Consider the following 12,219-nt stretch of genomic DNA (forward strand, 5'->3'; position numbering starts at 1 on the left):
TTCGTCATCCACGGGAAGCGTGCGAATGTTCGACATTACACTCCGCAGACAAGCGCTCACAGGCCGAAGCGCCGCTGAAGATCTCCCAGCTGCCCCGGCATCCGCGGCACCCCGCCCATGCCACCCGTGCCACCCATGCCGCCCTGCTGTCCGGGCCCGCCACCGCCCGGCACTCCCGGCTCCTGCGGCACCGCTCCCGTCGCCTGCTCGGCCATCAGTACCTCGGTCGACTGGAGCAGCACCGTACCGGCGCCGACGAATTCGAACTGATGCTCCTCGCCGGACGCTCCGCCGATCCCCGTCATCGCACGCAGGCCGCCCAGCAGTCCGGTCATGTAGCCGTGATCGTAGTGGTGGCAAGGGGACGGGCAGTCGGACCAGCCCACCAGGGCCTGCGGGTCCACCCGGATCGGTGGTTCCATGAAGACCACTTCGCCGTTGGACGCCGCCACGAACTTCCCCGTACCGATCAGGGTCAGAAAGCCCGGCACGATCGACTGCTTGAGCGCCAGCGTCGGCTGATACGCCAGCAGATTGCCGGAGCGGATCGTCAGATTGCCGTCTTCCAGGTCGTACGAGTTGACGTCGAACGCCCGGTCGGCCAGCAGCATCTTGCCGTTGCCCTCCGCCACCACCCAGTCGCTCGCGTGCAGCGGCGAATGGAAGCTGGTGCGCACCAGGCGCTCGAACCGGCCGTGGCCGATCCCGTTGAAGTCGATCCGCCCGTAGTAGGCGATCATCTTGCCCTTCTGCAGGAACCACTGGCTTCCGCTCAGCTCCACGCAGAAGGTGTACGGATTGACGTTGTCGTCGCTCGGCAGCGTCATCGGGTCAAAGATCACGGGCGCGCTCACAGCTTCTCCTCCGACGCCTGGACGTACACCGCACCGCTGCCGCTCAGCTCCAGCTGGAACGCCTCGCCCGAGCCGCGCCCCACCATCTCGCGCCAGCCGAGCGCCGTGGAGAGCTTGTTGCGCACCTCGCCGTGGTGGGCGACGTACGCCTGTGGATCCACATGGACATCGCGGCCAGGGGTGATCGGTACCTCGATCACCCCGCCGTGCGCCATCACCGCGACCGCGCCATGGCCCTTGAGCGTCGTGGTGAACAGGCCCTGGCCCGTCACCTGCCCGCGCACCATGCCCATCACGCCGCCCTGCGAACCCATGAACATCGTGCCCTGCTGGAGGGTTCCGTCGAACGCGAGCATCCGGTCGGCCTCCACGTACAGGGTCTCGCCGGTCAGGCTGATGACCTGGATGTGGTGGCCGCCGTGACCGAACATCACCGTGCCGCTGCCCTCGACCGTCATCAGCGGCGTCGCCTCGTTGGCGACGCGCCGGCCGATCATCGACATCAGGCCGCCCTGGCCGCCCTGGATGTTCGGCGTGAAACTGACGTCACCGCGGTACGCCAGCATCGCGCCGCGCTGGCTGAACAGCTTCTGGCCCGGCGCGATCGTCGCCTCGACCATCTTCGAGCTGACCTCACGGAACGGCATCAGACGTCACCCCCGATCGTGTTCCGCTCGCTCGGCTGCACGTACACGAGCCCGTCGCCCTCGAAGCGGATCTGGAAGGACTCGCCGGAGCCCTCGCCCATCAGCGTCCGGAAGTTCACCCCGGACTGGAAGCTCTGCTGGAGCCGTCCCTGATGCGCGATGTACGCGCCGGGGTCGACGGACAGCGGGTACTGCGGCGTCACGCGCAGGATCACCGCGGGGCCGTCCGACATGATCGCCGCCTGACCGGTGCCCTCGACGGTCGTCGTGAACAGACCGTTGCCGCTCGCGCCGCCCCGCAGTCCGGTGAACGACGTGCCGGTGCGCAGCGCCGCGTCCGTGCACAGGAGGTTGCTGGCCTCGACGTACAGCTTGTCGCCGGCCAGTGAGACGAGATTGATCTCGCTCGCCCGGTCCGCGAAAAAGCAGGTGCCCTGGCCTTTCACCTCCATCACGGTCAGCTGCTCGCCGGTGATGCGGCGCGTCACCATCCCGCGCAGACCGTCACCGCCGCCGGTCATCTTCTTGAAGGCCATCTGGCCGTCGTACGCGACCATCGAGCCGTTTTTCGCTTTGACGGAGTCGCCTGTCATGTCGACGGCGAGCACCTTGCTGCCTTGCAGTCGGAACTGAGCCACGCCATGACGGTAACCGGCGCCACGCCGCGCGAACAGAGCCATCCGTATCGATCCGGCCCTGACTCCACCCCGGGAAGGACCCCGACCCGACCCTGAGAACCGCCCGCCGGACCGGGCTGCCACAATGAAACAGCCGCTTGTGCGCGTATTCACAAGATCGCGCCGCTCCTCCCGATGACGAAGGTGCCTGCCTCGTGGACATCAAGACCGCATCCGCCCTCCACCGACTCCGCCTGGTCTCCGGCCCCGAGGCGGTGTCCTTCCTGCTGCTGCTCGTCTGCTCGGTGCTCAAGCGCACGACGGACTTCAACGCGGTCCCGGTGATGGGCATGGTCCACGGCCTGCTCTTCGTGCTGTACGTGATCTTCTGGGCGGACGCCTGGCGCCGCGCCCGCTGGGGACTCGGTATCGCCGCCCTCTATTTCGTCCTCTCGGTGCTGCCGACCGGCGGATTCTTCGCCGAGCGCAAGCTGCGGCGCGCCTCGCAGGACGCGGTCATCGCCTCCCGCGCCCGGCGTGAAGGTACGGTCAACGCATGATCATCGCCTTCTCCGTGTCCCCGGTGGGTGTGGGTGAGGACGTCGGTGAGTACGTCGCCGACGCCGTCCGCATCGTCCGCGAGTCCGGCCTGCCGAACCGCACCGACGCCATGTTCACCTCTATCGAGGGCGAGTGGGACGAGGTGATGGACGTCGTGAAACGCGCCGTCGCCGCTGTCGAGGCCCGCTCCTCGCGCGTGTCCCTCGTCCTCAAGGCCGACATCAGGGCCGGCGTCACGGACGGCCTCACCTCCAAGGTCGAGACGGTCGAGCGCCACCTCTCCGGCGGCCCCGCGCGGTAGTCCGCCGCCCGGCCGCCGTCCGCCCGGTTACTCCCCCGTACGCGTTAACCGGCGAGCTTGATGACGCTCAGTCGGACGACTCCAGTCGACACGCAGGTCCATGTCCCCTTCTGTGGGGATATCGACCGAGTGCAACAGCTGGAGGAATCGTGCGGCAGCCGGAAGGCTACGACTACGACACCCACAGCTGCCTGGCCGGTCCGCTCATGGAGCCGGACCAGGCGGCGACCTACCGGGTGCGTTACCGGAGTCTGCTCTCGCAGGAGCCCCACCGAATAAGAGCGGTCCTCCTGATGGGCCTGGCGCCGCTGCTGTCCGGCGTCCTGATGGTCTATCTGATCTGGCCGTCGCACAGGACCGTGCGCGAGGGCGGCGACCGCTGGCTGATCGCTTTCGACCACGTGATGCTCGTGTCGATCGGCCTGATCGCCTTCTTCATGCTCGTGAACGTGACCTCGGTCGCCCACGCCACCCTCGTCGCCAGGGACCCGATCCCCGTCCCCGCCGAGACCGGCACCCGCGTCGCCTTCCTCACCACGTACGTCCCCGGCAAGGAACCGCTCGCGATGGTGCGCGCCACCCTGGAGGGCGCGGTCCGGCTGCGGCACAGCGGTCCGCTCGACGTCTGGCTCCTCGACGAGGGGAACGACGCGGGAGCCCGGGCGCTCTGCGAGGAGCTGGGGGTACGTCACTTCACCCGCAAGGGCGTGCCCGAGTGGAACCGCGAGAAGGGCGTGCACAAGGCCAGGACCAAGCACGGCAACTACAACGCCTGGCTCGCCATGCACGGCGACGAGTACGACTTCTTCGCCTCCGTCGACACGGACCACGTACCGCTGCCCAACTTCCTCGAACGGATGATGGGTTACTTCCGTGACTCGGACGTCGCCTTCGTCGTGGGACCACAGGTGTACGGCAACTACACCTCGCCCGTGACCAAGGCGGCCGAATCGCAGCAGTTCCTCTTCCACGCGCTGATCCAGCGGGCCGGGAACCGCTACCACGCCCCGATGTTCGTCGGCACCAACAACGTCGTGCGCATCAGGGCGGTCAAGCAGATCGGCGGCCTGTACGACTCGATCACCGAGGACATGGCCACCGGCTTCGAACTCCACCGCAGGAAGAACCCGCTCACCGGCCGCTTCTGGCGCTCCGTCTACACCCCGGACGTGCTCGCGGTCGGCGAGGGACCGGCCTCCTGGACCGACTTCTTCACCCAGCAGCTGCGCTGGTCACGCGGCACGTACGAGACGCTCATCAAGCAGTTCTGGAAGGCGCCCTTCCGGGTGCCGCCCGGCCGGCTGCTCAGCTACACGCTGATGCTCGTCTACTACCCCATGACGGCCGTCAACTGGTTCCTCGGCATTCTCAGTTGTGTCCTGTTCCTGTGGCTCGGCGCCTCCGGGACGCAGGTCTCCTCGCAGGTCCTGCTGATGCTCTACAGCGACGCCGCCGCGTTCCAGATCGGGCTGTACCTCTGGAACCGCAGGCACAACGTCTCGCCGCACGAACCCGACGGCTCGGGCGGTCTCGCCGGCATGGCGATGTCCGCGCTCTCCGCGCCCATCTACCTCAAGTCGCTGGGCTCCGCGCTCATGCGCACCAACGGCAGCTTCGTCGTCACGCCCAAGGGCGGCGAGGCCAGCCCCGACCGGGCCGCCACCTTCCGCATCCATCTGTTCTGGGCCGCCGTCCTGGTCGTCTCGCTGCTCGCGTCGGTGTGCCTCGGCCACACGCACGCGGCGATGCGTATCTGGGCCCTGCTGGCCCTGGTCATCGCCCTGTCCCCGGTGGCGGTCTGGCGCTGGACCGCATGGCGCGGGCGCGGGGAGCGGCACACGGCGATCAGCATTCCGGCGGCGGGCGAGGAACCCGAGCCGGCCCTGGCCACGACGACGACAGGAGGGCACTGAGCCATGGCACACCTCTCGTACCGTTACCGTCCCACCGGAAAACTCAAGAAGACCGTGCTCGGTGGCGGAGCGCTGGTGGTGCTCGTGGGCCTCAACGCCCCGGCCGCGGCGTCCTTCGCGAGCGAGAAGTACCACGCGTACAAGATCGCCCAGCCGGACTACCAGCAGAAGTACGGCTCCTGGTCGGTCCTCGACGTCCCGAAGCAGTACCGCACCAACGCGATCCACGCGGCCCTGCTGCACACCGGCAAGGTCCTGCTCATCGCCGGCTCCGGCAACAACCAGAAGAAGTTCGACAAGGGGACGTTCGAGACCATCCTCTGGAACCCGGCCGACAACACCTTCAAGAAGATAACGACCCCTGAGGACTTCTTCTGCTCCGGCCACTCCCAACTGCCCGACGGGCGGATGCTGGTGGCGGGCGGCACGGCGCGCTACGAGGTCCTCGACGGCAAGGTCACCAAGGCCGGCGGCGGGATGCGGGTCAAGAACGAGGACCCGGACAAGGCCGTCACGTTCAAGAAGGGCACCCTCTTCCGCTCGCCCTCCGGCATCGAGTACGTCAGCAAGTTCGACGTCAAGGTCCCCAGGGCGAAGAAGAAGTTCAAGGTCGACTACGCCAGCAGCGGCCGGATGCTGCCCTGGAAGACGAAGGTGACGGCGGGCGAGGCCCGGGTCTTCGTGGAGGCCGTCGAGAAGGGCCCGCAGGCGCTGACGACGGAGGCCGCGCAGTACGAGATCGTCGGACTCAAGGGCAAGGACGCGGACAACCAGTACGGCCTCGCGGAGAAGATCACCACGGAGAAGCAGGACTTCCAGGGCATCAAGGCGGCGTACGAATTCGACCCGAAGGCCGAGAAGTACGTGCGGGTGGACCCGATGAAGGAGGCCCGCTGGTACCCGACGCTGGTCGGCCTGGACGACGGCAGGGTGCTCGCGGTCTCCGGCCTCGACGACGTCGGCGCCGTACTCACCGGCGACAACGAGATCTACGACCCGGTCACCAAGAAGTGGTCGAAGGGGCCCACCCGTTACTTCCCGACGTACCCCGCGCTCTTCCTCACCAAGGGCGGGAAGCTGTTCTACTCCGGCTCCAACGCCGGGTACGGGCCCAAGGACAAGGGCCGCCAGCCCGGTCTGTGGGACGTCAGGAACAACACGTTCACCAAGGTCGGCGGACTCACCGACGCGGACGCGACCGAGACCTCGTCCTCGCTGATGCTGCCTCCCGTACAGGACCAGAAGGTGATGATCCTGGGCGGCGGCGGTGTCGGTGAGTCGTCCAGGTCCACACCGCGCACCGGGATCGTCGACCTGAAGAAGGACAGCCCGTCCTTCCGGAAGGGGCCCGATCTGCCGCAGGGCACGCGGTATCTGAGCAGTGTGCTGATGCCGGACGACTCCGTGTTCACCACCGGCGGGTCCTCGGACTACCGGGGGCGCAACGCCAGCGACGTCCTCAAGGCGCAGTTCTACGACGCGAAGAAGAACACCTTCCGCGCGGCGGCCGATCCCACCGTCGGGCGCAACTACCATTCGGAGGCGCTGCTGCTGCCGGACGGCCGCGTGGCGAGCTTCGGTTCGGACCCGCTCTACTCCGACGCGGACAACACCAAGCTCGGGACGTTCGAGCAGCGCGTGGAGATCTTCACCCCGCCGTACCTGCACGGCGACAAGGGCAAGAAGGCGAACCGCCCCGCGCTGGGGGAGGGCCCGGACGAGCTGGACCAGAACGGCCGGGCGACCTTCAAGGCATCGAACCCCGACAAGATCGTCAAGGCACGGCTGATGCGGCCGAGCGCCGTCACGCACTCCACGGATGTCGAGCAGCGCTCGATCGAGCTGACGCTCTCCACCGACAAGGACTCGGTGACCGTGGACGTCCCGACGGACCGGACGCTGGTGCCGCCGGGCTGGTACATGCTGTTCGTGACGAACGTGGCGGGTGTTCCGTCAGAGGCGAAGTGGATCCACGTGGAGTAACGGGCGCGGGGAATCCACGGGGAGCGGCGGGCCGGGGCCCGCCGCTCCTCAGCCCTTCGCCCTGCGGGCCAGTCCCAGGGCGTAGGACGGCCACCACGTGCCGGCCGCCGGGCCGCCCCGGCAGGTGCCGTCGGACTGGCCGGGGCGCTTGATCCACAGGTAGGCGTCCAGCAGCTCGTTGCCGGTGGTGGTGGTCGGCGGCGTACCCAGCGCGCGGCCGGGCGGGTTGCACCACGCCTGCGCACGGCCGCCGGGCAGCGGGCCCGCGCCGTTGCGGCTCGTGTCCACGACGAAGTGCACGTTGTCGCCGAGCAGGCCGGAGAGCCGGGTGCCGAACGCCTCGACCGCCGGGTTCTTCTGGAAGTTGGAGACGTTGAGCGAGAAGCCGTCCGCCGCGTTGATCCCGGCCCGCCGCAGCGGCTCCGCCACCTTGGCCGGGTCGGAGATCCAGGCCGGGTTGCCCGCGTCCAGATAGACCTTCGTGTGCGGCTGCCGCTTCAGCCTGCCGATCGCCTCCGACAGCAGCTGGATCCGCTCGTCCTGGTGCTGGGCGGGCGTACAGCCGTCGGCGATGTGCGGCACCGCGTCCGGTTCGAGGACCACCACGGCCCGGGTGTCACCGATCGCGCCCGCGAAGCGGTCGATCCAGTCACGGTACGACTGCGCGTCGGGGGCGCCGCCCGCCGAGTAGAGCCCGCAGTCGCGGTGCGGGATGTTGTACGCGACCAGCACCACCGTGCGTTTGGCGGCCGCCGCGCCCCGGGCGGCCCGCTGGATCACCGGTACGGGGTTGTCGGCGGGCGGCCAGTCGGCCACCGGCCGCTCGGAGATCCGCCGGAGGGCCTTGGCATCGGCGTCGCGGCCCTGCGACTCCCACGCCTTGACCTGCCGCGCCGCGTCGCTGTCCGGATCGGTCCAGAACGGCGAGGCGGCGGTGGGGGCGGCCTCGCCCCGGATCGCGGACGCCGCGGGGTCGGACGCGCGGGGCCCGGAGGGGGACGGGGGAGAGGCGCAGCCGGCCAGGGCCACTGCGCACACGGCGGCGACGCACGGACGGAACGCTCTGCGGCCGGACATCCAGCCCCCTTGCCCTTGAAGGGTCCCCCTGGAAGCGTCCTGAACGACGACGGAGACGTCCGAACGACGACCGGGTGACGGCGGGATCATGACTGACGGAATCGGCTTATCGTTACATAACAGGCATTCAGGACCGGGGTGCGACACCGGGAGTGACGGAGATGTGACGCCGTCGCCGCTCGCCCCTCCGCAGGGCTCGCGGCCGTCCTGTCCTGCACGTCGGACCGATCGGACCGAAGTCCGAGACGGGGCTGACCAACATATGACCGGTCGGTAGGCTCGGTGTTGTGTCAAAGCCGCTCAGCCTTCCCTTCGACCCGATCGCACGCGCCGACGAACTGTGGCAGCAGCGCTGGGGACCCGTCCCTTCCATGGGCGCGATCACCTCGATCATGCGCGCGCAGCAGATCCTGCTCGGCGAGGTCGACGCCGTGGTCAAACCGTACGGACTGACCTTCGCCAGATATGAGGCGCTGGTGCTGCTCACCTTCTCCAAGGCCGGTGAGCTGCCGATGTCCAAGATCGGTGAGCGGCTGATGGTCCATCCGACCTCGGTCACCAACACCGTGGACCGGCTGGTGCGCTCCGGCCTGGTCGGCAAGCGGCCCAACCCCAACGACGGCCGCGGCACGCTCGCCGCCATCACGGAGAAGGGCCGCGAGGTGGTCGAGGCGGCCACCCGTGATCTGATGAAGATGGACTTCGGGCTCGGGGTGTACGACGCGGAGGAGTGCGACGAGATCGTCGCGATGCTGCGGCCGCTGCGCGTCGCGGCCCAGGACTTCGAGGAGAAGTAGCCGGCCGGGGCCGGAGAAGGGGCGGCCCCGGCGAAGATCGTCCACAACGGGCCGTTACGCTCATCGCTATGAAACGAAGCGTACTGACCCGCTACCGGGTCATGGCGTACGTCACGGGCGTGCTGCTTGTCCTGCTGACCCTGGGCGTCATCGCCAAGTACCTGCTGGACATGGACGGAGCCGCGAGCTTCGTGCAGATCGTCGGCATCGCGCACGGCTGGCTCTACATCGTCTACCTGGCTTTCGCCTTCGATCTCGGCTCCAAGGCGAAGTGGCCGGTCGGCAAGCAGCTCTGGGTCCTGCTGGCCGGGACCATCCCGACCGCTGCCTTCTTCGTCGAGCGCAAGGTCTCCAGTGAGCTGGAAGCCCGGATCGCCGACCGGGACCCGGTGCCCGTCAAGGCGTGACAGCCGCTCCACCGCTCCACCGACACCCACTGTCGATATCACCGCTGATACCGCCGCGTATATGACTCGCGGCGGTCAGCCATCGACATTTACTTGGACGTCCTAGTAAATTCGACTGTATGGACGGTTCAGGCAAGGACGGCAGAAACGTGGACGGCAGCGGCCCGGAGGCCATCGAGGCGGGCCGCGCCCGCTGGCAGACCCGTTACGACAAGGCCCGCAAGCGTGACGCGGACTTCAGCACGCTCTCCGGCGACCCCGTGGAGCCCGTCTACGGGCCGCGGCCCGGTGACACGTACGAGGGTTTCGAGCGGATCGGCTGGCCCGGCGAATACCCGTACACCCGCGGACTCCACCCCACCGGCTACCGCGGCAGGACCTGGACCATCCGGCAGTTCGCCGGGTTCGGCAACGCCCGGCAGACCAATGAGCGCTACAAGACCATCCTGGCCAACGGCGGCGGCGGGCTCTCCGTCGCCTTCGACATGCCGACGCTCATGGGCCGCGACTCCGACGACCCGCGCGCGCTCGGCGAGGTCGGCCACTGCGGTGTCGCCATCGACTCGGCCGCCGACATGGAGATCCTGTTCGGCGACATCCCGCTCGGTGACGTCACCACGTCCATGACCATCAGCGGTCCCGCGGTCCCGGTCTTCTGCATGTACCTGGTCGCGGCCGAACGGCAGGGCGTGGACCCCGCCGTACTGAACGGCACGCTCCAGACCGACATCTTCAAGGAGTACATCGCGCAGAAGGAGTGGCTTTTCCAGCCCGAGCCGCACCTGCGCCTGATCGGCGACCTGATGGAGCACTGCGCGCGCTCCATCCCCGCCTACAAGCCGCTCTCCGTCTCCGGGTACCACATCCGCGAAGCCGGTTCCACGGCCGCGCAGGAGCTGGCGTACACCCTCGCCGACGGCTTCGGCTACGTCGAACTCGGCCTCAGCCGCGGTATGGACGTGGACGTCTTCGCCCCCGGCCTCTCCTTCTTCTTCGACGCGCACCTCGACTTCTTCGAGGAGATCGCCAAGTTCCGCGCGGCCCGCCGGATCTGGGCGCGCTGGATGAAGGAGGTGTACGGCGCCACCACGGACAAGGCGCAGTGGCTGCGCTTCCACACCCAGACGGCGGGGGTCTCCCTGACCGCGCAGCAGCCGTACAACAACGTCGTACGGACCGCGGTGGAGGCCCTGGCGGCCGTCCTCGGCGGTACGAACTCGCTGCACACCAACGCGCTCGACGAGACCCTCGCCCTGCCCAGCGAGCAGGCCGCGGAGATCGCGCTGCGCACGCAGCAGGTGCTGATGGAGGAGACCGGCGTCGCCAATGTGGCGGACCCGCTCGGCGGATCGTGGTTCGTGGAGCAGCTGACCGACCGGATCGAGGCGGACGCCGAGAAGATCTTCGAGCAGATCAAGGAGCGCGGGCTGCGGGCCCACCCGGACGGGCGGCACCCCATCGGCCCGATGACGTCGGGCATCCTGCGCGGGATCGAGGACGGCTGGTTCACCGGCGAGATCGCCGAGTCCGCCTTCCAGTACCAGCGCTCCCTGGAGAAGGGCGACAAGCGGGTCGTCGGCGTCAACGTCCACCACGGCTCGGTCACCGGCGACCTGGAGATCCTGCGCGTGAGCCACGAGGTCGAGCGCGACCAGGTCCGCACGCTCGCGGAGCGCAGGGGCGTACGCGACGACGCCGAGGTCCGCACGGCGCTGGACGCGATGCTGGCGGCGGCCAGGGACGGCTCGAACATGATCGCCCCGATGCTGGACGCGGTACGCGCGGAGGCGACGCTCGGCGAGATCTGCGGGGTGCTGCGGGACGAGTGGGGCACGTACACGGAGCCGCCGGGCTTCTGAGCGCGGCGGGCTGAGGCTCCGGGCCGGATGTGCGGGGTTGGGCCCGTGCCGGGCTGGACGTGCCGGGCGCTCGTGGCCGGGCCCGGCGGGCTTCCGGGCCCGCCGGGTTTCGCGTCCGTACCGATGGCCGTCCGTGAGGGCGGGGTGGGGCTCAGTTCCCCACGCCGAGGCCCGACATGAACGCGGACGGGTACCGGTCGCCGCGTGCCGCGCCCGGCGGCACCGCCTTGTCGATCTCGGCGAGGTCGTCCGCCGAGAGGTCCAGCTCGGTCGCGGGCAGCGCCTCCGCCAGCCGCTCGCGCGTACGAGCACCGACCAGCGGCACGATGTCGTCCCCCTGCGCGGCCACCCAGGCGATGGCCAGCTGGGCGACGGTGCACCCCTTGGCCTCCGCGACCCTGCGCAGCGCCTCCACCAGGGTGAGGTTGTGCTCCACGTTCCCGCCGGAGAACCGCGGACTGACACCGCGGAGGTCACCGGGGCCCGTGACGCGGCCGGCGGACCAGTGCCCGGAGATCAGGCCGCGGCTGAGGACGCCGTAAGCGGTCAGGCCGATGCCGAGTTCCCGCAGCGCGGGCAGCACCTCCGTCTCCACCGCACGCGAGATCAGCGAGTACTCGATCTGCAGGTCGGCGACCGGGTGCACGGCATGCGCCCGGCGGATCGTCGCCGCGTCGACCTCCGAGAGGCCGAGGTGGCGCACGTACCCGGCGTCGATCATCTCCTTGATCGCGCCCACCGTCTCCTCGATCGGCACCGCGGGGTCCCGCCGGGCGGGACGGTAGATGTCGATGTGGTCGGTGCCCAGCCGGGTCAGCGAATAGGCCAGGAAGTTCTTCACCGCCTCGGGCCGGCCGTCACTCCCGCCGAACGCCGGGCCCGGTCCCCGCAGCATGCCGAACTTGACGCTCAGCTGGTAACTGTCCCGGTCCCGGCCACGCAGGGCCTCGGCGAGCAGCAGTTCGTTGTGGCCCATGGCGTAGAAGTCGCCCGTGTCGATCAGGGTGACGCCGGCGTCCAGCGCGGCGTGCACGGTGGCGATACTCTCCGCGCGGTCGGCCTCGCCGTAGGCGCCCGACATGCCCATCGCGCCCAGTCCCAGCGCGGAAACGGCAGGGCCGGTACTTCCCAGGGTGCGTTTGCGCATCGCGTTCTCCTTCGTGGTCGGTCTGTCACCTGCGGTCGGTCTGTCACCCACCTTGA

Annotated in this window: 12 protein-coding genes; 7 read left to right on the plus strand and 5 right to left on the minus strand. The window is 69.0% G+C overall.

The features are described from left to right. Positions 1-56: 56 nt before the first annotated feature. Genes ACIP6N_RS27010 through ACIP6N_RS27020 form a run of 3 tightly spaced genes read right to left on the minus strand, consistent with a single transcriptional unit; the run spans position 57 to position 2,181 of the window. A complete protein-coding gene (locus ACIP6N_RS27010; RefSeq protein ID WP_401819751.1) occupies positions 57-854 on the minus strand; it encodes an AIM24 family protein in 798 nt (265 codons plus the stop codon). Continuing rightward, entirely contained in the window at positions 851-1,501 is a 651-nt protein-coding gene (locus ACIP6N_RS27015) for an AIM24 family protein (protein WP_401819753.1), read from the minus strand. Before ACIP6N_RS27015 ends, ACIP6N_RS27010 begins: the two co-directional genes overlap by 4 nt. Further along, a complete protein-coding gene (locus ACIP6N_RS27020) occupies positions 1,501-2,181 on the minus strand; it encodes an AIM24 family protein (RefSeq protein ID WP_401819755.1) in 681 nt (226 codons plus the stop codon). Before ACIP6N_RS27020 ends, ACIP6N_RS27015 begins: the two co-directional genes overlap by 1 nt. Before the next feature lie 152 nt (positions 2,182-2,333). Here ACIP6N_RS27020 and ACIP6N_RS27025 point away from each other — a divergent pair, with 152 nt between their 5' ends. From ACIP6N_RS27025 to ACIP6N_RS27040, 4 genes are all read left to right on the plus strand, one after another. After that, positions 2,334-2,678 carry a DUF3817 domain-containing protein gene (locus tag ACIP6N_RS27025; RefSeq protein ID WP_401819757.1) on the plus strand — a complete coding sequence of 115 codons (345 nt, stop codon included), beginning with the start codon at positions 2,334-2,336 and terminating at the stop codon, positions 2,676-2,678. After that, entirely contained in the window at positions 2,675-2,980 is a 306-nt protein-coding gene (locus ACIP6N_RS27030) for an MTH1187 family thiamine-binding protein (protein ID WP_401819760.1), read from the plus strand. Before ACIP6N_RS27025 ends, ACIP6N_RS27030 begins: the two co-directional genes overlap by 4 nt. Positions 2,981-3,186: 206 nt before the next feature. Next, the gene (locus ACIP6N_RS27035) at positions 3,187-4,893 is read left to right on the plus strand and encodes a glycosyltransferase family 2 protein (protein WP_401819906.1); all 1,707 of its coding nucleotides are present in this window, start codon (positions 3,187-3,189) and stop codon (positions 4,891-4,893) included. 3 nt (positions 4,894-4,896) lie between these two features. Then, positions 4,897-6,876: a galactose oxidase-like domain-containing protein gene (locus ACIP6N_RS27040; RefSeq protein WP_401819762.1), complete on the plus strand. Its 1,980-nt coding sequence runs from the start codon at positions 4,897-4,899 to the stop codon at positions 6,874-6,876. Positions 6,877-6,924: 48 nt separating this feature from the next. Here the strand turns inward: ACIP6N_RS27040 and ACIP6N_RS27045 are convergent, their stop codons facing one another. After that, complete coding sequence (locus tag ACIP6N_RS27045) at positions 6,925-7,953, minus strand: glycoside hydrolase family 6 protein (RefSeq protein ID WP_401819764.1); 1,029 nt, start codon at positions 7,951-7,953, stop codon at positions 6,925-6,927. 287 nt (positions 7,954-8,240) lie between these two features. Between ACIP6N_RS27045 and ACIP6N_RS27050 the strand changes: the two genes are divergently transcribed. The 3 genes from ACIP6N_RS27050 (at position 8,241) to ACIP6N_RS27060 (ending at position 11,016) form a co-directional block, all read left to right on the plus strand. Further along, a complete protein-coding gene (locus ACIP6N_RS27050) occupies positions 8,241-8,750 on the plus strand; it encodes a MarR family winged helix-turn-helix transcriptional regulator (RefSeq protein WP_401819766.1) in 510 nt (169 codons plus the stop codon). Between the two features lie 68 nt (positions 8,751-8,818). Then, the gene (locus ACIP6N_RS27055) at positions 8,819-9,157 is read left to right on the plus strand and encodes a DUF3817 domain-containing protein (protein ID WP_401819768.1); all 339 of its coding nucleotides are present in this window, start codon (positions 8,819-8,821) and stop codon (positions 9,155-9,157) included. A 119-nt stretch (positions 9,158-9,276) separates the two neighbouring features. Beyond that, positions 9,277-11,016 carry a methylmalonyl-CoA mutase gene (locus ACIP6N_RS27060; RefSeq protein WP_401819769.1) on the plus strand — a complete coding sequence of 580 codons (1,740 nt, stop codon included), beginning with the start codon at positions 9,277-9,279 and terminating at the stop codon, positions 11,014-11,016. Between the two features lie 151 nt (positions 11,017-11,167). Here ACIP6N_RS27060 and ACIP6N_RS27065 read toward each other — a convergent pair whose 3' ends face one another. Further along, positions 11,168-12,163 carry an aldo/keto reductase gene (locus ACIP6N_RS27065; protein WP_401819771.1) on the minus strand — a complete coding sequence of 332 codons (996 nt, stop codon included), beginning with the start codon at positions 12,161-12,163 and terminating at the stop codon, positions 11,168-11,170. Positions 12,164-12,219: the final 56 nt, after the last annotated feature.

This window comes from Streptomyces sp. NPDC088725, from assembly GCF_044751305.1.
GTDB lineage: Bacteria > Actinomycetota > Actinomycetes > Streptomycetales > Streptomycetaceae > Streptomyces.